18 protein-coding genes are annotated in these 21,306 nt (G+C 70.2%); 4 read left to right on the plus strand and 14 right to left on the minus strand.

The window, feature by feature from the left end; genetic code table 11:
• Position 1: 1 nt before the first annotated feature.
• Entirely contained in the window at positions 2-1,438 is a 1,437-nt protein-coding gene (sufB, locus tag HNV26_RS19875; protein ID WP_171441713.1) for a Fe-S cluster assembly protein SufB, read from the minus strand.
• Positions 1,435-1,953, minus strand: coding sequence for an SUF system Fe-S cluster assembly regulator (locus HNV26_RS19880; RefSeq protein ID WP_171441714.1), 519 nt, complete (start codon positions 1,951-1,953; stop codon positions 1,435-1,437). The genes sufB and HNV26_RS19880 overlap by 4 nt, the downstream gene beginning before the upstream one ends.
• A gap of 183 nt (positions 1,954-2,136) precedes the next feature.
• Here HNV26_RS19880 and HNV26_RS19885 point away from each other — a divergent pair, with 183 nt between their 5' ends.
• On the plus strand, positions 2,137-3,321 hold the full coding sequence (locus HNV26_RS19885; protein WP_171441715.1) for an ABC transporter substrate-binding protein: 1,185 nt from the start codon (positions 2,137-2,139) through the stop codon (positions 3,319-3,321).
• Positions 3,322-3,346: 25 nt separating this feature from the next.
• On the opposite strand, the gene HNV26_RS19890 is transcribed toward HNV26_RS19885, so the two are convergent.
• The 9 genes from HNV26_RS19890 to HNV26_RS19930 form a co-directional block, all read right to left on the minus strand.
• Entirely contained in the window at positions 3,347-3,526 is a 180-nt protein-coding gene (locus HNV26_RS19890; RefSeq protein WP_011551270.1) for a hypothetical protein, read from the minus strand.
• The gene (locus HNV26_RS19895) at positions 3,523-4,380 is read right to left on the minus strand and encodes a hypothetical protein (RefSeq protein WP_171441716.1); all 858 of its coding nucleotides are present in this window, start codon (positions 4,378-4,380) and stop codon (positions 3,523-3,525) included. Before HNV26_RS19895 ends, HNV26_RS19890 begins: the two co-directional genes overlap by 4 nt.
• Complete coding sequence (locus tag HNV26_RS19900; protein WP_171441717.1) at positions 4,380-5,495, minus strand: hypothetical protein; 1,116 nt, start codon at positions 5,493-5,495, stop codon at positions 4,380-4,382. The genes HNV26_RS19895 and HNV26_RS19900 overlap by 1 nt, the downstream gene beginning before the upstream one ends.
• The gene (locus HNV26_RS19905) at positions 5,492-7,069 is read right to left on the minus strand and encodes a hypothetical protein (RefSeq protein WP_171441718.1); all 1,578 of its coding nucleotides are present in this window, start codon (positions 7,067-7,069) and stop codon (positions 5,492-5,494) included. Before HNV26_RS19905 ends, HNV26_RS19900 begins: the two co-directional genes overlap by 4 nt.
• Complete coding sequence (locus HNV26_RS19910; RefSeq protein ID WP_171441719.1) at positions 7,030-7,812, minus strand: TadE/TadG family type IV pilus assembly protein; 783 nt, start codon at positions 7,810-7,812, stop codon at positions 7,030-7,032. Before HNV26_RS19910 ends, HNV26_RS19905 begins: the two co-directional genes overlap by 40 nt.
• 176 nt (positions 7,813-7,988) lie before the next feature.
• Positions 7,989-9,524 (minus strand): DUF4388 domain-containing protein, encoded by a 1,536-nt coding sequence (locus HNV26_RS19915; RefSeq protein ID WP_171441720.1) that lies wholly within the window; start codon positions 9,522-9,524, stop codon positions 7,989-7,991.
• Between the two features lie 16 nt (positions 9,525-9,540).
• A complete protein-coding gene (locus HNV26_RS19920; RefSeq protein ID WP_171441721.1) occupies positions 9,541-10,371 on the minus strand; it encodes a tetratricopeptide repeat protein in 831 nt (276 codons plus the stop codon).
• A 33-nt stretch (positions 10,372-10,404) separates the two neighbouring features.
• Positions 10,405-11,610 (minus strand): radical SAM family heme chaperone HemW, encoded by a 1,206-nt coding sequence (gene hemW / locus HNV26_RS19925; protein WP_171441722.1) that lies wholly within the window; start codon positions 11,608-11,610, stop codon positions 10,405-10,407.
• Between the two features lie 12 nt (positions 11,611-11,622).
• Entirely contained in the window at positions 11,623-13,881 is a 2,259-nt protein-coding gene (locus tag HNV26_RS19930) for a coiled-coil domain-containing protein (RefSeq protein ID WP_171441723.1), read from the minus strand.
• 199 nt (positions 13,882-14,080) lie between these two features.
• Between HNV26_RS19930 and HNV26_RS19935 the strand changes: the two genes are divergently transcribed.
• Positions 14,081-16,684, plus strand: coding sequence for a M16 family metallopeptidase (locus HNV26_RS19935; protein WP_171441724.1), 2,604 nt, complete (start codon positions 14,081-14,083; stop codon positions 16,682-16,684).
• Positions 16,685-16,717: 33 nt separating this feature from the next.
• Here HNV26_RS19935 and HNV26_RS19940 read toward each other — a convergent pair whose 3' ends face one another.
• Positions 16,718-17,629, minus strand: coding sequence for a hypothetical protein (locus HNV26_RS19940; protein WP_253816821.1), 912 nt, complete (start codon positions 17,627-17,629; stop codon positions 16,718-16,720).
• Entirely contained in the window at positions 17,626-17,862 is a 237-nt protein-coding gene (locus HNV26_RS38500) for a hypothetical protein (RefSeq protein ID WP_253816822.1), read from the minus strand. The genes HNV26_RS19940 and HNV26_RS38500 overlap by 4 nt, the downstream gene beginning before the upstream one ends.
• A 169-nt stretch (positions 17,863-18,031) precedes the next feature.
• On the opposite strand from HNV26_RS38500, the gene HNV26_RS19945 reads away from it, so the two are divergent.
• Positions 18,032-18,898, plus strand: coding sequence for a 50S ribosomal protein L11 methyltransferase (locus HNV26_RS19945; RefSeq protein WP_171441726.1), 867 nt, complete (start codon positions 18,032-18,034; stop codon positions 18,896-18,898).
• A gap of 132 nt (positions 18,899-19,030) precedes the next feature.
• On the opposite strand, the gene HNV26_RS19950 is transcribed toward HNV26_RS19945, so the two are convergent.
• Complete coding sequence (locus tag HNV26_RS19950) at positions 19,031-20,152, minus strand: metal-dependent hydrolase (RefSeq protein WP_171441727.1); 1,122 nt, start codon at positions 20,150-20,152, stop codon at positions 19,031-19,033.
• An 86-nt stretch (positions 20,153-20,238) separates the two neighbouring features.
• Between HNV26_RS19950 and HNV26_RS19955 the strand changes: the two genes are divergently transcribed.
• Complete coding sequence (locus HNV26_RS19955; RefSeq protein WP_171452852.1) at positions 20,239-21,285, plus strand: AraC family transcriptional regulator; 1,047 nt, start codon at positions 20,239-20,241, stop codon at positions 21,283-21,285.
• Positions 21,286-21,306: the final 21 nt, after the last annotated feature.

Consider the following 21,306-nt stretch of genomic DNA (forward strand, 5'->3'; position numbering starts at 1 on the left):
CCTACCCCACGCTCCCTTCCAGGCTGACTCCGAGCAGCTTCTGCGCTTCCACCGCGAACTCCATGGGGAGCTCCTTGAACACTTGGCGGCAGAAGCCGTTGACGATCATCGACACCGCGTCCTCCTGCGAGATGCCCCGCTGCCGGCAGTAGAAGAGCTGGTCCTCGCCAATCTTCGACGTGGACGCCTCGTGCTCCACCTGCGCCGACGCGTTCTTCACCTCGATGTACGGCACCGTGTGGGCGCCGCACTTGTCACCGAGCAGCAGCGAATCGCACTGCGTGTAGTTGCGCGCGTTCTCCGCGCTCTTGAGCACCTTCACCAGCCCGCGGTACGTGTTCTGCCCGCGGCCGGCGGAGATGCCCTTGGACACGATGGTGCTGCGGGAGTTCTTCCCGATGTGCACCATCTTCGTGCCCGTGTCCGCCTGCTGCATGTGGTTGGTGAGCGCCACCGAGTAGAACTCGCCCACCGAGTCATCCCCCTTGAGGATGACGCTCGGGTACTTCCACGTAATCGCCGAGCCCGTCTCCACCTGCGTCCACGAAATCTTCGCCGCCCGGTGCGCGATGCCGCGCTTGGTGACGAAGTTGTAGATGCCGCCGCGCCCCTCCGCGTCGCCCGGGTACCAGTTCTGCACCGTGGAGTACTTGATGGTGGCGTTGTCCAAGGCCACCAGCTCCACCACCGCGGCGTGGAGCTGGTTGGTGTCGCGCTGGGGCGCCGTGCAGCCCTCCAGGTAGCTCACGTAGGAGCCCTCCTCCGCGACGATGAGCGTGCGCTCGAACTGGCCCGTCTCCGCCGCGTTGATGCGGAAGTACGTGGACAGCTCCATGGGGCAGCGCACGCCCTTGGGGATGTAGACGAACGAGCCGTCGCTGAAGACCGCCGAGTTGAGCGCGGCGAAGTAGTTGTCCGAGTACGGCACGACGGTGCCCAGGTACTTCTTCACCAGCTCCGGGTGCTCGCGCACGGCCTCGGAGAACGAGCAGAAGATGACGCCCGCCTTGGCCAGCTTGTCCTTGAACGTGGTGGCCACCGACACCGAGTCGAAGACGGCGTCCACCGCCACGTTCTGCAGCAGCTTCTGCTCATGCAGCGGGATGCCGAGCTTCTCGTAGGTGCGCAGAATCTCCGGGTCCACCTCGTCCAGGCTGGCCTTCACCGGCTTCTGCTTCGGCGCCGAGTAATAGCTGATGGCCTGATAGTCGATGGGCGCGTAGGTGACGGCCTGCCACGTGGGCTCCCGCATCGTCTTCCAATGGCGGAAGGCCTTGAGGCGCCAGTCGAGGAGGAACTCCGGCTCACCCTTCTTCGCGGAGAGCCGGCGGATGACGTCCTCGTCCAGCCCGGGGGGGAACGTGTCCGACTCCACCTGGGTGACGAAGCCCGCCGCATACGGGCGGCGCGTCAGTTCCTGGAGGGTTTCGGTGCTCATGAGCGGACTCCTGTCGCGGAAGCGGAAGGGGGGTGGCCAGCGGCCGGGGAAGGCGCCGGACGAGAGGGCGTCCCCAGGCCCACGAGGCGCTCTGGCACGCGGGGCGCGGGGGCGATGAGGTCCGCCAGCGTCAGCCGCCCCAGGGCCTCCTGGATGGCGTCGTTGATGAGGCGCCAGTGGCCCCGCACCTGGCAGACGGACTCCAGCTCGCAGGGCGCACCCCCGGAGGTGTGGACGCCACACTCCGTGAGGGCGACCGGCCCCTCGAGCGCGGTGACCAGTTCGGCCAGCGGAAGCTCATGGGCCGGGCGTGCCAGTCCGTAGCCGCCGTTGGCGCCACGGTGCGACACCACGAGCGCCGCCTGGAGCAGGCTCTTGAGCACCTTGCTGGCCGAGGGAAGTGGCACGCGCGTGCGCGCCGCCAGCTCACGGGTGGTGCGCGTGTCACCCTCCGCGCGAGCCAGCTCGGTCATCAGCACGATGCCGTAGTCGGTCATCTTGCTCATCCGGAGCATGGGTGCGGGTGTCTCCTCTCTGGGTCCAGGCGCCGAAAAACCTCGGGCCACGAGGACCTCATATGTAATCAGGACCGTTTCAGTCCACATTGCAATTTGAATCCGTCCCTGAAGCGCCGCTGGTTGGAGGGCGGGAGGGAGAGGGATAGGGTGACGCCACCGTCCCCCGGAGGAACCTTGCCGATGCGCCGTCCCCTGATGCTGCTCGCGACCCTGGCCCTGGCCGTGGTGGCCTGCGAGAAGAAGAACGCGCCCGCCGCGCCCTCGCCGGAGGGGCAGGCGACCGGGGCACCGGCCGCTCCGGTGGACTCGAACACGATTCTGCTGGGTGAGGTCGGCAGCCTCACGGGGAGCGAGGCGACCTTCGGGGTGTCCGCGCGCAACGGCATCGAGCTGGCGCTGAACGAGGCCAACGAGGCGGGCGGCGTGAAGGGCAAGAAGCTCCTGGTGCGCGTCTACGACAGCCAGGGCCGGCCGGAGGAAGGCGCCCAGGCCGTGACGCGCCTCATCACCCAGGACAAGGTGGTGGCGATTCTGGGCGAGGCGGCGTCGTCGGTGTCCATGGCCATGGCGGAGAAGGCGCAGGCGGGCAAGGTGCCCATGGTGACGCCCACGTCCACCGCGCCGGAAGTGACGCAGAAGGGCGACTACATCTTCCGCGTCTGCTTCATCGACCCCTTCCAGGGGCTCGCCATGGCGAAGTTCGCGCGGGAGAACCTGAAGCTGTCCCGCGTGGCGGTGCTGCGCGACAACAAGAGCGCGTTCTCCATGGGCCTGGCGGACGTGTTCACCACCAGGTTCAAGGAGTTCGGCGGCGAGGTGCCGGGCGACGAGAGCTACTCCAAGGGCGACACGGACTTCCGCGCGCAGCTGACGTCCCTCAAGCGGCTGAAGCCGGACGCCGTCTTCGTCCCTGGCTACTACACGGACGTGGGCATCATCGCGCGGCAGGCGCGTGAAATCGGGCTCAAGGTGCCGCTGCTCGGCGGCGACGGCTGGGACTCCGACAAGCTGTACGAGCTGGGCGGCTCCGCGCTGGAGGGCAGCTACTTCGCCAACCACTACTCGCCGGACAACCCGGACCCGCTGCTCCAGAAGTTCCTGGCCCGCTACAAGGCCACCTACGGCAGCGTGCCGGACAGCGTGGCCGCGCTGGCGTACGACGCGGCGCGGGTGACCATCGACGCCATGAAGCGCGCGCCGGACCTGAGCGGCCCTGCGCTGCGCGACGCGATTGCCGCGACGAAGGAGTTCCCGGGCGTGACGGGCAGAATCACCCTGGACGCCAACCGCGACGCGGTGAAGGAGGCCGTGGTGCTCAAGGTCTCCGGCGGCAAGGCGGAGTTCGTCACCACGGTGACGCCGTAGCCCTGGGCGCCCAGGCCCCCGTGCCTCAGATGGGGGCCTGGATGACGTAGTAGATGGAGTTGAAGTAGCGGTGCAGCGCGTTGAGCAGCTGCACCAGGAAGGGCCACCCCATCGTGCTGAAGCCCAGCAGGGCCGCGGTGACGATGGCGTACTCCACCATGGACTGGCCGCGGGCGGACCGCGACGGACGCAGGGACTTCCTCATGGGGCAACGCTCCGGCGTAGCAGCGTGAGCTGGACCTCGACTCCCGGGCCCGGCGAGAGGCCGCGCAGCACCGCGCGGCCGCTCACGGACTCCTTGAGCACTTCGAAGGCGATGCCGTTCGGCGCCACCGGCGCGAGCGTCCCCACCTGCCAGCCGCGCTCACGGAAGAGGGCACCGTAGCGCCGTGCCGCCGCGTCCGGCGAGTCCGCCTGGAGCTGGCCCGTCACCACGTGGTGCGAGGCGCCCTCCAGGTTGAAGTTCACGGTGCGCGTCTCCGCGAGTTCGCCGGGCACGGGAAGCCAGTCAGGCACGGCCGCCGCCCGCGCCAGCATGGCGCCCACCTGGCCGGCGGAGACGAACACCAGCGTCTCCCCCCCTTGCGCCAGTGTGGACACCAGCCGCACCTCTTCCGTGGCGGCGCTCCAGTAGCCCACGTAGCCGCCCTTCTCTCCGTGGCGTTGGTGCAGCACCGGCAGCCCCTTGGCGAGCAGCGCCTGCGTGTAGTGCTCCAGGACCTTCGCGGGCGCGTCTTGCGTGGAGAACCACGCCACCGCCATGGGCGCCCCGGGCCCCAGGTAGTCGGCGGCGAGCGGTTCGGGACGGGTGGCGTTGGGGTACGGCGGGAAGTGGACCAGTGCCCGCTGGAGGATGGCCTCCTCCGCGGGCGTGCGCCCCCACCCACGGGAGGATGTCTCCACGTCGGTGCCCAGCTCCGGCGGGCTCCATTCCTGATGGCTGTCGCTGCCCCGGTAGACGGCGTGCTCCCATGAGAAGCCGATGAGACCGCCCACCACCGCCACGGAGAAGAGCAGCGCGGGAATCCGGACGACGGGGCGCGAGGCGGCAACGGGCATCAGCACGACTCCGACCTCGCGCACCCCAGATACCAGTTGCCACGCGCCTCGTAGGTGCGCTGGTTGTTGTTGCGCCCCCAGTCCTGCCACTCGTTGCTGAAGTAGCCCTGGCGGCGGCCTCCCTGCTGCTCGATTTGCTCCACGGCGCCGTCACCGCTCTGGTCGGGCTTGATGGCGAGGCTGGGATTGCGAGGATCGTCCCCAGGCGTCCTGTAGCTCTGGGACTCCAGCCTCAGGCTGTCATGGAGGAGCCCCGAGTTGATGGCCTGGTTCACCAACCGCTCGGACGCGCTCGACATGTCGGTGAAGCCGCTGTTGTCCTCGTTCTGGTAGAGCTGGGTGACGCGCTCGTGCATCCCTCGCCCACCCGCGGTGCCCGGCCGCACGTCCGCGTGCTCCGTGAGCGCCCAGGTGTCGGTGAGGATGGCAATCTGCTCCCAGGGGAGCAGGTAGACGTTGTCGCCGCGGGCATGGCCCTCCGGGAGATTTTCGCCCGTTGCGTTTCTGTGGATGCCGTTGGCCCGCTCCTGCTTCTCCTTGGCCAGCTTCACCTCGGAGAATTCCGGCAGGAACGACTCCGGCAAGAGGTAGTTCTGGACGCCCAGGCGCGCGGAACACCGGATGAGGCCACCCCGCCCGAAGGTGTCCATGAAGGACTGGTGGAGTGAGACTCCGTACGCGCCCACGGCCTGTGCATCCAGGGTGCAGTACACCTGCCGTGCGCCAGGATTGAGCCAGCACGCATGGGCGACAACGTCCGTGTGGTGGTCTTCTGAATCGGGAGTAGCGCTGCACTCCGGACCCTTTCCTGGGCCGTAGCTGTCGATACCCGACTCGTGGTCGCAGTACATGTACCGCGAATAGGCCTGCGCCATCTCGAAGCCGGAGAAGGCCTCCGTCGTCGTCCCCCCGTCCTCCGTCGCGACGCTCTCGGGCTCCTTCTCATAGTCCAGGACGGTGTAGTCCCAGGCCGTGGACAGGGAGGTCTCCTGCGAGTCCAACATGTGGCGCAGCAGGTCGAAGAGGAACAGCGAGTAGAGGAACACGGGGACGATGACGAGCATGCACACCGCCATCTCCACGGCCGCGGCACCTCGCCTGGATGCGCGCTTCACAGGGACACCCCCGGGACTCGCGCCAGCCGGGACGCGTCCGTGTTGCCCGCCGCTTCCAGGACCTCCGCGGCCTCGTCGGCTGAGATGGGGTGCAGCTTCGCGCGCCAGTAGGGACTGAAGAGGTTGGGTGCCTCACGCCAGCCGTTCGCGCCGAAGCGGTGGTAGTAGACGAGCGCCTTGGAGAGCGCCACGCCCTCCTGCGCCGCGAGCGTCAGCGTCGCTGTCCCCTGCGCGCCATGGTCCAGCTGAATCTGAGCCGACGCGTTCAACTCCCAGGGCGCCCGGCTCGGGTCGCCGACCCGGAGTCGCCGCGTCAGGTAGCTGTACACGCGCGGTTGCCCCCAATCCCTGCCAGAGGAGGGGTTGGCTCGGAACTTCATGAAGCAGTTGCCCGACCGGGCGCAGCCCGACAACGCGTTGGCGTTGACGCCCTCGAAGTTGTGCGAGCCCGAGTGCGCGCCACCCGGGGTATGGTCACCGCCGTTGGCGTCGCTCCAGACTTCCGCCTCGTAGTCGGTGGTCGACGTGAGCTGGTGCTCCCAGGTGTTCCGGATCGCCCCTTCCTCTCGCGCGGCGACCGTCGTCCCCTGATTACCGTCCTGCATCCCGCCCTCGTTGACCTGCCCCTTGTCCTGGACCGACTTCGCCGTTCCCTCGTGGGAGGTCACCGTGTACGGCTTCTTCTGTGCGATGTCCCGAAGGTCCCGGATGACGTCGTCATGCAGGTACGGGGGCTTGGCAACCCCGCGCGCTCCGGTCTTTCGTGCCGCCGGCCAGCCAGAACGGGTGGCGTTGGAGATTTCCGTCATGACCCTGGCGAGCGCTTCGGGCGAAGCGTTCTCCACGCTCCCCCGGCAGTTCATCCCATCCACCGCGCAGTTGAGTTCATTCGCGTTGAGCCCCCCCACGGCTTGCGGCAGCGCCCCGACGTCCGGCGCGGTGTAGTCCGCCAGGAGCGACAGGCCATGGCTGCGGCCATCCTGGATGGCCTGGAGCGTCTGGGAATGCGCCTCGCGCTGAGAGGCATGCAGGTTGTCCACCATGACGTCGAGCCCCCGGATCGCGGCGTTGAAGCTGGACTCCAGGGCACGGACCTTCTGGTCGTACTGACGGCCCGCGTTGGCGAACTCGGCCGCGATCTTCGACGCCTCCATGGCGTGCAAGCAGTGCTCGTAGCAGCCCTTGCAACTGCACATGATCTTCTCGCGCCTTGCGAACTCCTTGAAGTTCGCCTCCGAGGCCCGCATCATCGACCCCGTCACACTCGCCGCCGCCATGTATGCGTGGAGGCTGTTCATCGCGACGTAGGAAGCCGCGATGGCCCGGTTGCTGACTGCATAGTAATTGAGCGACCGCGCCTCCAGGACCGCCATGGAGTACGCCAACGCGTCGCTGTGCTGCTGCAAACCCATCTTCTGGCGCAGCGCATGCGCGAGGTTGAAGCTCAGCGTCACCATCAGCGCGAGCACCAGGAAGGACAGCGCTCCCAGGACAATGGATTGCCCCCGCTGCGCGCGTCTCCTGGCCGAGGCCCTCATGGCCCCTTGCCTTTGTAGGAGAATGGGAAGACGCATTCGTTGCTCCCTGGGAGGGCTGCCCGGTTGAGGAAGAAGTTGGACTGCATCCGCATGGTGTAGGTGGCGCGAATGGGAGTGATGTAGACCTTCTGCGCAGCCGCCTGCTCCAGGAGGGACTCCGTGCGGTCCGGTTTGTCACCCTGCTTCTTTGGGTCGGTCGGCTTGCGGTACATTCGCAATTCCTTCCGCAGCTCGCGGCCACGGGTGGATTGGTAGATGACCCAGTCCGCGAAGGGGATGATCATCCGGTAGTTGAACGTCACCTGGACGCGCAGCTTGGTGCGGTGGCTCTCCTTCCAGCCCGTGGGCGCGGTGTTCCGGGGGTCATCGAAGTCCAGCTCCGGCCCACCTCCGCCGACGTCGCTCCGCGTGGGGCCGCAGACGGTGACCTGCGCGTGCTTCAGTGACGTACCGGGAATCTGGTTGCCCGACACGTCACGCCACTTGGCCTGGAACTCCGCCGCGCTTCCCACCGGGGGGATATAGGCTCCCCGCTGCCCGGGAACGCTCAGCATCGGCATCAGCACCGCGAGCGCGGCCTTCTCCATCTCCTCGACCTTGGCGCTGTTCAGCACCCCAGCCCGCACAGCCTTGTAGGCGGCGTACTTGGTCAGCAGCCGGGCCTGGTGCATCAGCCCCAGCTGGAGGATGCCCAGGATGAGGAAGACGAACAGGGGAAGGACAATGGCAGCTTCGACGGCCGCCTGGCCCGACTGATTCCTCTCACGAACGCTGCCCATGGCGCCAAAGACTACCTAGCGCCCCCCGCAAAAAGGAAAACCCAGGCCCCTCCCGGCCCGCAAATAATGACATCCAATGTCGGGCGCCAGACAATTACCACCCGCAGGGACTGGAAATGGCCCCAAACCCAACACCAGACAAACCCTGTCAGGCAGGCGGCCAGACAAGGGCTTGCCTAGCGCCGGCGGACAATCTCCTGGATGAGTTCGACGTAGCGGCGGTTCTTCGGGTTCAGCTTGAACGCCCTGCGGAACGCGTCTTCGGCCTGCCCCCACTGGCCTTCACCCTGGGCCACTTCCCCCAGGAAGGCCCAGCCCTCCTCCAGCGTGGGCTCCTGGCGCAGCACCTCCTGCAACTCCTGCTGCGCCAGCCGTCCGTGCGCCTCCGGCTTCATCAGATAGCGCGCGTAGGCCCGGTAGGCCTGGTACAGCGGCTTCGGGTCGATGTCGCAGGCGTACTCGAAGTACTCGAAGGCCCCCACGTGGTTCCGCGCGGCCAGCCGGCGCTTCGCCTCGTCGAACTGCGTGGTCGCGTCCAGCAAGTCCGTGCGAATGCGGAACTGTTCGGCCGTGGTGGGCCGCGTGCCCCGGTCCTTCTCCCGCTGCGCCGCGCGCCGCTTGCGCCACAGCAGGTTCTGCTCCGCGTCCGACAGCGCGCCAAACGCCTTCGCATGGGCCGCCAGCAGCACCTCCGCCTTCTCGCGGAGCTCCGGCGTGTGGAAGCGCAGGGGCGCGTAGCGGTCCGCCAGGGCCAGGAAGGCCTTGCGCAGCGGCACCGGCTGCACGTCCTCGGGCACGTCCAGCAGCGCGAAGGGGTCCTTGCTCCGGTGCGACAGGAAGGCGCTCACCAGGGCATCGCGCGCCGCCTCGTCCTCGTCGGAGAACGGCGTCCCCTGCGGAGATTGCGCCGCCACCGGAGGCGCCACCGGTTCGGGCGCGGCGGGCGCCGCCCCCTTCCCCGCGCTCAGCCGGGCCGCCTTCGCGTCCACGTCCTCCACGAAGCCCGCGACCTCCAGCAGGCACAGCGCGTACAACCGCCGGAGCCCCCCCTCCGTGTCGAAGCCGGTGCGCTCCATCAGCTCACCGAAGGTGGGCCGCAGCCGGAGCGCCTGGAACAGCCGCGCGTCCTTCGATGACAGCTTCAGCCCCGCCTCCGAGCCCGGCATCTGCCCGAAGCGGCGCTCGTCCGTGAAGGTGAAGTGCGTGGCCACCGCGTCGAAAGGCATCACGTTGGCCACGCCCGTGAGGATGAGCTGGCCCGTGTTCGTCCGCACGCTGGCGTCCGGAGGCTCCACGTCGGCGATGAGCCGGTACTTCGCGTCCACCCAGCGGAAGCAGTCCAGCAGCTTGTGCGCCAGGTTCGCCTGCAATTGCTTGTACAAATCGAAGGGACTGATGAGGCCCTTCTGTACCAGCAGGCCGCTGAGCGGCACCTCCGCGGAGATGCTCTCCGACAGCGCCTTCTGGTAGTCCGTCTCCGACAGCTTGCCCTTCTCCACCAGGTACTTGCCCAGCGTCTCATGGAGGAGGTTGGACTGGCACGCCACCGGCGCGCCGTCCTCGAAGACGATGCGCTTCTCCCGCTGGCGCACCTTCAATTCCAACGTGCAGGTGCGCTCCTCCGCCATCAGCGCGTGAAGCAGCAGGGGGAACGGCGTATCGGCCAGCACTCCCTCCCGCTGGCGGAGGACTTGCGACGGCGTGGGGAACATGGGCGAGAGCCTAACGCTACTCGCCCTGGTACTCCTCCATCCCCACCGCGCTGGGTGGCTCGCCATGCGCGCCATGGTCGTAGCGGCCGCCGTAGTGTCCCTCTGGGGTCATGACGAACCGGGGCAACATGGACGCCAGCAGGCCCAGCACCAGGGCCACGGCCGCCGCGTACATCAACGGCCGGCTGGGCCGCGCGCGCCAGGCCCACTTGCGCTCCCGGCGCCGCTGGAACCGGGGCGCCACCACGTATTCGGACCAGGCCAGGTCGCGCATCCGCTTCGCGTCGTCGCCGCGGCCCGCCCGGCTCAGGGCCTTGGCCAGCAGATAGCGGCCTTCCACCGTGCCGTGTCGCACCTTGCAGTAGCGCTCCAGCGCCTCCACCGCGCCCGGCACGTCGCCGCGCTTCAGCCGGAAACGGCCGCGCTCCAGGTCGATGGCGCCCAGCTTGTGGCCCGCGTCCAGCTTCGCCGCCTCGTCCAGCAGCAGCTCGCCGCGCTGGGCGTCACCGGCGCCCAGGTAGGCCACGCCCAGCAGGTACAGCGTGTCCACGTCCTCGTCGCCCGCCTCCAGGTTGGGCCGGAGGATGTCCACCGCCTCGGCGTAGCGGCGCTGCTCCACGCGGATGTCCGCCAGTTCGTGCCGCGCGCGCCGCTCATGCGGGTTGGTGAGGATGGTGCCCGCCAGTTGCCCCGCGCGCTGGAAGCGCTTGAGCATCCGCACCGGGCTGGGCAGCACCTGCCACGTGAAGCGGTCCGCCACGAAGATGATGACGATGATGAGGCCCAGCGACAGCAGCGGGCTGCCCGTCAGCAGGGTGAGGAACAGCCACAATATCCACTTGCTCATACGCCTCTCGAAATCCGTTCCGGTGGACGCCGCCTAGAGCAGCCGCGCGCACACGGCGCTGTGGACGTCCGCGCCCTTCTCCGTCAGCGCCAGCCGCCCGTCCCGCAGCGTCGCGAAGCCGTGCGCCACCAGCCGCGCGACTTCCGCCCGACGGGGCTCCACCGGCTGCCCATATCGCTCGCAGACGGCCTCCCAGTCCACGCCCGACACCAGCCGCAGGCCCATGGCCAGGCGCTCCGCGAAGAGCTCCTCCGGGCTCAGCGGCTCGCGGCCGTCCTCTGGCAGCCGCCCCGCCTCCGCTTCCACGAGGTAGCGCTCCGCGCTGCGCAGGTTCACGTACCGGTGCGGCTGGGGCGACAGCAGCATGCCCGTGGCCCCCACGCCCAGCGCCAGGTACTCCCCGCCCGTCCAGTACAGCGCGTTGTGGCGCGAGCTGAACCCCGGCCGCGCGTGGTTGGACACCTCGTAGCGGTGCAGCCCCGCCGCCCCGTACACCTCGCGCACCACCCGCGCCATGTCGACCACGGTGTCGTCGGGCGGCAGCTCCAGCTCGCCGCGCTTGAGCCGCTTCGACAGGGGCGTGTCCTCCGCCAGCACGTCGCGCTCCACCGTCAGCGCGTAGGTGGACAGGTGCTCGGGAGCGAGCGCCACCGCCCGGCGCGCATCCGCCTCCACCTGCGCCACCGTCTGCCCGTGCACGCCATAGATGAAGTCCATGGCCACCACCGGGAAGCCCGCGCGCCGGGCCGCGTCCACGGCCACTTCCACCATGGCCGCGTCATGCGCGCGCCCCAACGCCTTGAGCGTCTCCGGCTGGAAGGACTGCACGCCCAGCGACAGCCGGTTCACCCCCGCCGCGCGGTAGCCCGCGAAGCGCTCCGCGTCCGCGCGCTCCGGATTGCCCTCCAGCGACACCTCCACGCCAGGCGCCACCCGCAGCCTCGCGGCGATGCCGTCCAGCACCTGGGCCACGTAGCGCGGGTGCCACAGGGACGGCGTCCCACCGCCCAGGAAGATGGAGTCGAGCACCCTCCCCGCGAGCGAGGGCTCGGCGGCCAGCCGGGTGTCCAGCTCCGCCAGCACCGCGCGGGCATAGCGCTCCTCCGGCACCTGCCGCGCCACCGCCACCGCGAAGTCGCAGTACGGGCACTTCGCGAGGCAGTACGGGAAATGCAGGTACAGCCCGAAGCGGGCCGCCGGCATTCCCGTGAGGGCATCCACTGGCGCGTCGAAAGGCATGAAGGAAAACCTCTACCTCTTGCCCTTCAATTGCGCCTCCAGCCGGGCAATCTTCGCCTTGTAGCCCGCCGCGTTCTCGAGCGCTGCCTCGGCCGCCACCAGCTTGCGCTTGAGGTTGGCCGCGTCCGCCTTGAGCTGCTCGCGCTCCGCCTCCCAGTCCGCTGGCGCCCCCGCGCTCTGGGAGGGAGCCCCCGGCTGCTCCGCCAGCTTCGCCTCGAGCGCCCGCCGTGCCTCCTGCTCCGCTCGCAGCGAGGCCTCCACGTCGGCCCGCTTCTGCGCCTCGGCCTTCAGCGACGCCTCGCTGCGCGCCAGCTTCGCCTCGGTCGCAGCGCGCGCCGCGTCCGACTTGCCGGCCGACGCGGCCTGGGCCTTCGCGCCTTCCAAGGCCCCCTCCATCATCTTCAGCCGGCCCTGGAGGCGCTCCACCTTGTCCGCCTCGGCGCGCGCGGCCTCCAGCTCCTCGGTGAGCGAGGCCACCTGCGCCTCGGCGCCGCCCTGCCCCACCGTCAGCGACTCCACCTGGGCCTCGGCCTGGGCCGCCTTCACCTCCGCATCGGTGCGCTCGACCTCCGCCGCCTCGCGGCGCGTACGCTCCAGCGCCAGCGCCTCGTGGGCCTTCGCCACCTCGGCTTGCAACCGCACCAGCTCCGCCTCGCGCTGGCTGGACGCCGCCTCCAGCATGGACACCCGGGCGGCCAGGCCGACGCGCTCGGCGTCCTTGGTGGCCGCCTTCAGCTCCACCGCGGCGAGCTGCTCCTTCCACGACGCATGGTCCGCGTGCGCGGCCTCCACCGCCGCCGTCAGCTCCGACACCTTCGTCTCGGCCTGCTGCACCGCCTCGCCCAGCGCCGCCGCGTCCGCTTCCATTCGGTCGCGCAACGACACCTGCTCCACCTCGGCGGCCTCCAGCGCCTCCTTCAGCGCCGCGGCCTCCCCCTCCGCCAGCTGCGCCCGCTCACTGGCCTGTGCCAACCCTTCTTCCAGGGCCAGCGAGCGCTCCTCGGCCTTGGCCGCCTCCGCCTCCAGCTTCGCCTTGAGCTGGGTCAGCTCCGCCGTGCGCGCCTCCAGCGCCTGACGCAGCGCGGGCAGCTCCGCGGCCTCGGTGGTGCGGGCGGTGAGCGCCGCGCGCAGGCCCACGATTTCGGCGTCCTTCAGCGCCAGCGAACGCTCCAGCTCCGCCACCTGCTCCTGCAGGGTGCGCAGCCCGTCCTCCACCACCGCCAGCTGCTTGCGCGCTTCGTCGCGCTCGGCCTCCAGCGTGCCCGCGCGGCCCTGGGCCTCCTCCAGCGAGCTCTTGGACCAGTCGCTCTCGCTCTCCAGCGCGCTCAGCCCTGACTGGGCCTCCGCCAGCGCGGCCTCCAGCTGCGCGGAGCGCAGGCTCAGCGAGTCCTTCTCCGCCGACGCCGCCTCCAGCTCGGTGGTGAGCCGCTCCACGTCGGCGATGGCCTGCTGGTACTGCTCCTGGACGGCCTCCAGGGCGCCCTGGGCCTCGGACTTCTCCGCGGCCAGCTCCGCCACGCGGTCCTGGGCCAGCGACAGCGCTTCCTTCGCGCCAATCAGCTCCTCGGCCACGGCGCCACGGGCCTCGCGCTCCTCCTGGAGCTCCGTCGTCAGGCGCGGCACGTCGGATTCGACCTCCGCCAGCGCGCGAGACAGGTCCTTGCGGTCCGCCTCCACCGCGGAGAGCTCTTCCTGGAGGCTGACGAGCCGCGACCGGGACTCCGCCTCCGCCCGGGCCAGCTCCTCCTGGAAGGCGGAGACACTGGCCTTCGACTCCGCCAGCTCCTTGCGCGCCAGCGTCAGCGACTGCTTCACGCCGTTGAGTTCGCCGTCGCGCTCCGCGTACAGCGTCCGGGCCCGCGCCAGGGTCTCCGTCTTCTGGCGGACCACGGCCCGGAAGTACTCCAGCTTGTCCTCGGGCGAGCCGCCCATGGGCATCCGGATTTCGGGCGGCTCACCGAATGGATCATTCCCCGGGGCCCGCGCGGCGCGGGCGGCGGGGGCCGCAGCAGCGGCAGCCGGGGACGCGGGCGCCTTCGGGGACGCGGGCGCTCCCGTGCCCTTGGGCACGGCGGCCAGGGGGGCGGCCGGACGGCGCGGCGGCAACGGAGGCGGAGCGGCGGGCGGTGGAGCCGAGGGCGGTGGCTTTGGCAAGGGCTTGGAGGCCACGGGAGCGGGGGCGGCGGGGGCCACCGAGGCACCGGTGTCTTCCAGGTCCAGGCTTTCGCGCAGGTCCGCGAGCGGATCCACCTCTTCCGGAGGTGACGGCATGGGCGGGCGCAGGTTACCCCCCGAACGGGCTCACGACCAGAGACGCGTGGGCATGTGCGCGTCCGAAGTCCGTCCATCCGGTCGGACGGCAGCCGTACAGTCCCCTCGACGCCGAGGCCCCCGGGCGTTAGCCAGTGAGGGAAAACATCACACCTCGCCTTGCCCTCTCGGTGGGCCGGTGACAGCTTCGGAAGTTTCTATGGCCATCCGCTACGCGCTACCCAACGGGCTTACCGTCGTCTTCGAGGAGCAGCACGCCGCCAAGGTCGCGGCCTTCCAGGTCTGGGTCAAGGCCGGGAGCGCCGATGAGCGGCCGGACCAGGCAGGACTGGCCCACCTGCACGAGCACATGCTCTTCAAGGGCACCGAGCGGCGCGGCCCCGGTGAGGTCGCCCGGGACGTGGAGTCCCATGGCGGCGAAATCAACGCCTGGACCTCCTACGACCAGACCGTCTACCACATCGTCATCGCCAGCCAGTTCGCCCGGATGGGCCTGGACATCCTGGGCGATGCGGTGCGCCGGTCGGCCTTCGACGCGGGCGAGCTGTCGCGCGAAATCGAGGTGGTGTGCGAGGAAATCAAGCGCAGCCAGGACACGCCGTCCCGCCGCGCCTCGCGTGACCTCTTCTCCACCGCCTACCAGGTGCACCCCTACCGGCTGCCCGTCATCGGCACCGACGAGAGCGTGCGCAGCTTCACGCGGGAGAAGGTGCTGGAGTTCTACCACCGCCACTACACACCCAAGAACCTGGTGCTGTCGGTGGCGGGAGACTTGCGCGAGGCGGACCTGCGCGAGTGGGTGGACGACATCTTCGGCGGCGACTGGGGCCGGCCGTATGAGGGCCGGGTAGCGCGCGCCCCGGAGCCCGTGGCCACGGGCCGACGCATCCTGCTGCGCCCGGACGAGGTGAAGGAGGCCTACCTCCACCTGGCCTTCGGGATTCCCCAGGCGGACCACGAGGACGTGCCCGCGCTGGACGTGCTGGCGATGATTGCCGGCCAGGGGGACGCGTCCCGGCTGGTGCGCGAGGTGAAGCGCCGCCACAACCTGGTCAACGACATCCACACCTTCGCGTATACGCCCACGGACCCGGGCCTCTTCTCCGCGTCGCTGACGCTCCAGCCCGCCAACGCCGTCCGAGCGCTGGAGGAGACGGCGCGGGGGCTGGCCACGCTGCGCGCCACGCCGGTGACGGCGGAGGAGCTGGCCACGGCCAAGGCGCTGGTGGAAGCGGAGGCCGTGTACCAGCGCGAGACGGTGCAGGGCGTGGCCCGGAAGATGGGCTTCTACCAGTCCGGCATGGGCAGCCTGGAGGCGGAGGCCCGCTACTACGAGGCCGTGCGCAACCTCACGCCCGAGCACCTGCGCGCCGCCGCCGAGCGCTACCTGCGCTTCGACCGCGCCGTCGTCACCGGCCTGCTGCCGGAGGGCACGCCGCTGACGGAGGCGCAGGTGCACGAGGTGCTGGATGCCGTGGACCGCGCGCCCGCCGCGGCGCCGCCCGAGCGCAAGCCGCGCAAGGTGGCCGTGAGTGACTCGCCGGTGCGCATCCTGAAGGGCACGAGCGCTGGCCCCAGCGACATCATCACGGAGAAGCTGCCGTCGGGCGCGACGATTGTCGTGCGCGTGGAGCCCGCGGTGCCGCTGTTCGCCATCCGCGCCGCCTTCGCGGGCGGTCTGCGCTACGAGACGCCGGAGGACAACGGCATCACCACGCTGCTCACCCGCAGCATCACGCGGGGGACGCCGACGCACGACGCGGAGGAGGTCTCCGACCTCATCGACGCGTACGCGGGCAGCCTGGGTGGCCAGGGTGGGCGCAACTCGGTGGGCCTGCGCGGTGAGTTCCTGTCGCGCCACTTCGAGCCGGCCTTCCGCCTCTTCGCGGACTGCCTGCTCAATCCCTCGTTCCCGGAGGCCGAGGTCGCCCGCGAGCGCACGCTGCTGCTCCAGGACATCCTCACGCGCGAGGACAAGCCGTCCAGCGTGGCCTTCGACCTGTTCAGCAAGACCATCTACCGCACGCACCCCTACCGGATGCCCACCACGGGTGAGCAGGCGTCCGTGGAGAAGCTGACGCCGGAGCTGCTGCGCGCGTGGCACGCGGCGCACATGGACCCGTCGCAGCTGACGCTCAGCGTGGTGGGCGACGTGAAGGTGGACGAGGTGATGGCCCTGGCGCGCGAGTACTTCGGCGCGTCGCGCGGCAAGGCGGCCCCGCCGCCGAAGGTGTCGCTGGAGGCGCCCCTGGAGGGGCCTCGCGAGGCGAAGAAGGTGCTGGCGCGGGCCCAGGCGCACCTGGTGCTCGGCTTCCCGGGCATCCGCGTGGGCGACCCGCAGCAGCACGCGCTGGAGGTGCTCTCCACGGTGCTGTCCGGCCAGGGCGGGCGGCTCTTCGTGGAGCTGCGGGACAAGCGCTCCATGGCGTACAGCGTCAGCTCGTTCGCCATCGAAGGCGTGGATCCGGGCTACTTCGCCACGTACATGGGCACCAGCCCGGAGAAGGTGGACGCGGCGCTGGCCGGCATCCGCGCGGAGCTGGAGCGCGTGCGCGACGAGCCCATCCCCGCCGAGGAGCTGGCGCGCGCCAAGCAGCACCTCATCGGCACGCACGAGATTGGCCTGCAGCGCAACGGCTCGCGCGCGGCGCTGCTGGCGCTGGACACCTGCTACGGCCTGGGCCTGGAGAACTTCCTCCACTACGCGGACCACGTCGCCAAGGTGACGGCGGACGACGTGCGCGAGGTGGCGCGCAAAATCATCGACTTCGACCGCAGCGCGCTGGCTGTCGTCGGTCCGTAGCGACGCGGTGCCCCTCGGGAGGACACGCCGCCCCTAGAGGGCGGTGCTCCCGAGGGCGCCTTCGATGGCTTCGAGCAGGGGCTGTGCCGGAGCGCCCGGAAGCGTCGTGCAGCCCCGCGCCAGCTCCCGCTTCATCCGCAGCCGGTCCGGGTGTGAGCGCGCCTCTCCGGCCAGCGCCTCCGGGTCCACCGGCGTGGCCAGCAGCGTCGCGCAGGTGCGGAAGGTCTCCAGCCGGTCCAGGTCCTCTTCTTCCAGCGTGACGGGCGTACCATCCAGCGCCAGTCCGACGAAGGACAGCCGCCGAATCTCGTCCGCCGTCAGCACCAGCGCCCCGTTGAGGGTGAGCCGGGGCGGAGGCTGCGGGCCCGGTCCTCCCGCCAGCTCCACCACGCCGTCCACGGGTTTGGGCAGGCAGGGCACCTCTCGCAAGGACAGCAGCTCATCTGTCTTGCGCGTCTCCCGCGTCTCGCCGCTGCGGGAGAGCTGAACAATGCCAGCCACCACCGCGGGCACACCGGCGATGAGCAGCCCCAACCCCCACCCCGTGGCGACGTCGCGGCTGGAAGCGCCGTAACGGCCCTGCTCATCGATGGCGGAGCGGTTCGGCGTGTCCGAGAAAAGCGTGCGCCCCACCAGCAGCGTCCCGCCCAGCACCGTGAGAAGGCCTCCGGTGCTCACCGCCGCCGCCGCGCCCGTGTTGCTGTGCGTGGAGATGATGTCCTCCGCGTACTCCCCATGCTGCTCGGTGCGGCAGATGTCCGACGAGGAGAACGCCAGCGTGAGCTGGGGCCACTGCACCTGCGTCGTGGCGAAGGGGATGCGCTCGTTCAGCGCCTTCTCCTGGGAGTAGGTCCGCAAGAGCGGCCCGCGCTCCGTCCTCCGCTCCACGTCCAGCGGCGCGCACCCCACCGCCATCACCAACACCGCCGCCCCCAGACGCTTCATGGTTGGCCCTCCCGGAAGAAGCCTGCGACGTCCGGGCACTCGGTGAGAAACCGCGTCGCGTCCGCACAGGTCGGGGGGTGGTCCGTGGACATGCCCCAGCTGAGCAGAGGCTCGCGGCACTCCAGGACGCGCTCCCGCGAAGGAGATGCGAAGGCAAAGGCGTCGCCCTCGCAGCCCGTCCGCTGGAGGAGGGTGGCCTCGCAGCCCAGCCCCAGGTCAAGCTGCACCGCCACGCCGGGACAGGCTACCGCCGACCGGCAAAGCCGGACGACGACATCCCGACAGACCGCGGCATCCGGCGCGTCCGGACCCGAGCAGGCAGTCAGGCCAATCAGGGGCCACCAGCGAATGAGGCGTCTCACGGCGCTTCCACGCTAGCCACGCTGGGATTAAAGGGCCCGCATGTCCCAGACCTATCTGTCACTCACAGTGGAGTTGCCCGAGGAAGCGTCCGAGGCCGTACAGGACCTCCTCCACGAGTCGGGCGCGCTGGGCCTCGAAGTGCGGGACCGCGAAGCGCCCCTCATGCCGGGCGTGCGCGGACCGAACCCTGGCGAGGCCATCATCATCGGCTACTTCGACGAGCGCGACACGGCCGAGTCCGCCCGTGACGAGGTGGCCGCGTCCTTCCCCGAGGCGAAGCTCACATTGGATGAGCAGCCCCAGCAGGACTGGAGCAACGAGTGGAAGTCGCTCATCAAGTCCGTGCATGTGGGCAGGTTGTGGGTCGGTCCTCCATGGGACAAGGCGAACGCACCCGCGGGCACCGTGCAGCTCGTGATTGAGCCGAAGATGGCCTTTGGCACCGGCGACCACCCGACGACGTCCCTGTGCCTGGCCGCGGTGGACGCGTACATGGCCGAACACCCGGGCGCCTCGGTCCTGGACGTGGGCACCGGCACGGGCGTGCTGGCCATCGCCGCGAAGAAGCTGGGCGCGGGCCGGACCGTGGCCACCGACAACGACCCCATCTCCGTGGAGCTGGCGCAGGAGAACCAGACGGAGAACGGCACGCCGGACATCGAGGTCTCCGGCAAGGAGCTGACCCAGGTGGAGGGCACCTTCGACCTGGTGCTCGCCAACATCCTGGCCAACACGCTCATCGAGCTGGCCCCGCTGATTGTGGCGAAGACGAAGGACCGGCTCGTGCTGGCCGGCGTGCTCTCCCACCAGCGCGCGGACGTGGAAGCCGCCTACCGCAACCTGGGCCTCACCGTGCTGACCGGCGCCACCCAGGGCGAATGGGTGCGCATCGACCTGCAGCGCTGAAGTGCGTGGCGCCGTCCCCGTGAGGAATGCACGGGGACGGCGGCCCTGGGGTGCCAGGCATCGCTCGCAGGCGCCTGCCTTGACACCGGCCCCACCTCCCGCCCGGCATCGCGAGCAGCGGAGGACATGCCCTTACGGCCGTTCGACCCGGACGGGGCGCAGCGCACCATCCAGCACCACCACCGCCGTGCCCAAGCCGCCGCTCTGCATCCGGGAGTAACGGACGTCGCGGATGGTGACGCGCCATCCATCGGCGCGCTCATCCACCTGATACGTGGGCAGGCGCAGCCAGTTGGCCAGCCCTCGAATCTGCGGCGCCGACAGCGCGGCCTGGATGACAGGCCCGGGCTGGGCTTCACGCGGCACGCTGGCGTCACTGATGCGGAAGCGGCCCGCGTCGTCCGCCAGGAAGTCGGCTCGGACGAAGTGGTAGCGGTCCGGCCCCAAGGCGATGATGTCCCGCACGAAGGGGTTGGCCGGCAGCGGTCCCGCGATGGCGCGCTCCACGGGGAGGTTCTGCGAGCGAAGCCATTCCAGCGCACGCGGCGCGGCCACCTGCGAGCCCAGGAAGATGGCTCCCAGGTAGAGCAACAGGCCCACGCCGCAGACCCGGGCCACACGCTGCGCGGAGAGGACGTGGGTCCCACGCAGCCGCAACCAGAGGATGGCGACCACGCCCGCGGCCCACATCACCTTCGCGGGCCACGGGACGAACGCGGGAACCATGATGAGCGCGGTGGAGGCCACGCCGAGCACCACCCACCCCGCGGCGGACCTGCGCGTGCGCGCATCCGCCATGATGACGGCGGCGCCCGCGAGCAGCCACACCCACGGGTCGATGATGAAGAGCGCGTCGCCGTAGAACCACGTCCCGTCAAAGGGCATCAGCAGCCGGACGCCATACGTGTTGAGCCAGTCCAGCGCGGGGTGGCTCAGCACCGACAACGTGGACAGCATCAGCAACGGTCCGAAGCGAGCCGGCGGCAGGTCCGGATGCTTGCGCCTTCGAACGTACCGGTCCCAGAACAGCATCAACCCGGTGAGGACGAAGGGCCACAGGGCCAGGGCGAGCACCCCGTGCGTCCAGCCCCGGCGCCAGTAGAGCGACGCATCCGAGCCCGCCAGGGTGACGAGGCCATCGACATCCGGCAGGTTGGCGCCGATGACGAGCGTCGCGGTGGCCAGCGGCGTGGTGCGCTTCAGCCCCGCCTCCGCCATCCACGCACCGACGAGCGAGTGAGCCAGATTGTCCATGCCCCCACTCTAGGCATGCCCGCACCGCCCAGCGCCTCTCCAGGGTGGTGGGCCCCGCGCTTGAGACACGGTAGCGTCGCGCCCGCGTGGAGATGCAGCCCCCTTCCCGGCCACCAACCGACGTCCGCTCCCAGCTCGTGGGGCCGATGCTCGCCTACCTGCGCGCGACGGGGCGCGACCCGTCCCCGCTGGTGGAGCGCTTCGGGCTGCCCGCCAACGCGAGCGCGCTGCCCGAAGTCACCCTCCCGCTGGCCACCCTGCACGCCTTCCTCGACGCGGCCGAGGCCCTGTCCGGAGACGCCTTCCTCGGCTTGCACGTGGCGCAGCGAGTCCCGCGCGGAAACTACGGACTGGTGGAGTACATCGCCCGGGCCTCCCCCACCGTCCGCGACACCTTCCGCGCGCTGGCCCGGTACCTGGCGCTGCTGGAGCCCGCCTGGCGCGCCTCCTTCCAGGACGCACCGGACGGCAGCGGCACCTTCGTCTACGGCATCCCCGGCGAGCCCCTCGCCTACGGCCGCCACGCCAGCGAGTTCGGGCTGGCCCTCTTCGTCCATGTCGGGCGCCAGCTCACCGAACACCCGTGGAATCCGCGCCACGTCTCCTTCGCCCACCCCGCCCCCGCGGACCTCCGCCCGCTCGAGCAGCACTTTGGTGTCACCCCGGCGTTCGACGCGGGCCGCAACGCCCTGACGCTGGACGCGGCCACGCTGGCGCTGCGCGTGGTGGACGCGGACCCCGTCCTCCTGTCCGTCCTGGAGCGGGCCGCAGGCACCCCCGCCGCCGAGCCACCGGCGGCGCCCCCCACGCCCCCCTTCCTGCAACAGGTCCGCGACGCCCTCCGCGACGCCCTGCGCGACGGAGCCCCGCAGATGGGCGACGTGGCCCGGCAACTCCACGTCAGCCCCCGCACCCTCCAGCGCCGGCTCGCCGAGCACGCCACGTCCTTCCAGGACGAGGTCGACGCAGTGCGCCGCAAGCTGGCCTTCGACTACCTGAGGGACGCGCACCTGGGGGTCAGTGAGGTGGCCTTCCTTCTGGGGTACTCGGAGCTGAGCACCTTCGACCGCGCCTTCAAGCGGTGGACGGGCATGACGCCCCGCGTCTGGCGGGAAAGGCCGGAAGCGGGCTGAGCCCGGATGGCGTGCGCTGCC

The organism is Myxococcus xanthus (assembly GCF_013116825.1).
GTDB lineage: Bacteria > Myxococcota > Myxococcia > Myxococcales > Myxococcaceae > Myxococcus > Myxococcus xanthus_B.

What these genes read in the sequence shown, in the direction of transcription:
- sufB (WP_171441713.1), bottom strand. Translation starts at nt 1,438, where the DNA reads ATGAGCACCGAAACCCTCCAGGAACTGACGCGCCGCCCGTATGCGGCG.
- HNV26_RS19880 (WP_171441714.1), bottom strand. Translation starts at nt 1,953, where the DNA reads ATGCTCCGGATGAGCAAGATGACCGACTACGGCATCGTGCTGATGACC.
- HNV26_RS19885 (WP_171441715.1), top strand. Translation starts at nt 2,137, where the DNA reads ATGCGCCGTCCCCTGATGCTGCTCGCGACCCTGGCCCTGGCCGTGGTG.
- HNV26_RS19890 (WP_011551270.1), bottom strand. Translation starts at nt 3,526, where the DNA reads ATGAGGAAGTCCCTGCGTCCGTCGCGGTCCGCCCGCGGCCAGTCCATG.
- HNV26_RS19895 (WP_171441716.1), bottom strand. Translation starts at nt 4,380, where the DNA reads ATGCCCGTTGCCGCCTCGCGCCCCGTCGTCCGGATTCCCGCGCTGCTC.
- HNV26_RS19905 (WP_171441718.1), bottom strand. Translation starts at nt 7,069, where the DNA reads ATGCGTCTTCCCATTCTCCTACAAAGGCAAGGGGCCATGAGGGCCTCG.
- HNV26_RS19910 (WP_171441719.1), bottom strand. Translation starts at nt 7,812, where the DNA reads ATGGGCAGCGTTCGTGAGAGGAATCAGTCGGGCCAGGCGGCCGTCGAA.
- HNV26_RS19915 (WP_171441720.1), bottom strand. Translation starts at nt 9,524, where the DNA reads ATGTTCCCCACGCCGTCGCAAGTCCTCCGCCAGCGGGAGGGAGTGCTG.
- HNV26_RS19920 (WP_171441721.1), bottom strand. Translation starts at nt 10,371, where the DNA reads ATGAGCAAGTGGATATTGTGGCTGTTCCTCACCCTGCTGACGGGCAGC.
- hemW (WP_171441722.1), bottom strand. Translation starts at nt 11,610, where the DNA reads ATGCCTTTCGACGCGCCAGTGGATGCCCTCACGGGAATGCCGGCGGCC.
- HNV26_RS19930 (WP_171441723.1), bottom strand. Translation starts at nt 13,881, where the DNA reads ATGCCGTCACCTCCGGAAGAGGTGGATCCGCTCGCGGACCTGCGCGAA.
- HNV26_RS19935 (WP_171441724.1), top strand. Translation starts at nt 14,081, where the DNA reads ATGGCCATCCGCTACGCGCTACCCAACGGGCTTACCGTCGTCTTCGAG.
- HNV26_RS19940 (WP_253816821.1), bottom strand. Translation starts at nt 17,629, where the DNA reads ATGAAGCGTCTGGGGGCGGCGGTGTTGGTGATGGCGGTGGGGTGCGCG.
- HNV26_RS19945 (WP_171441726.1), top strand. Translation starts at nt 18,032, where the DNA reads ATGTCCCAGACCTATCTGTCACTCACAGTGGAGTTGCCCGAGGAAGCG.
- HNV26_RS19950 (WP_171441727.1), bottom strand. Translation starts at nt 20,152, where the DNA reads ATGGACAATCTGGCTCACTCGCTCGTCGGTGCGTGGATGGCGGAGGCG.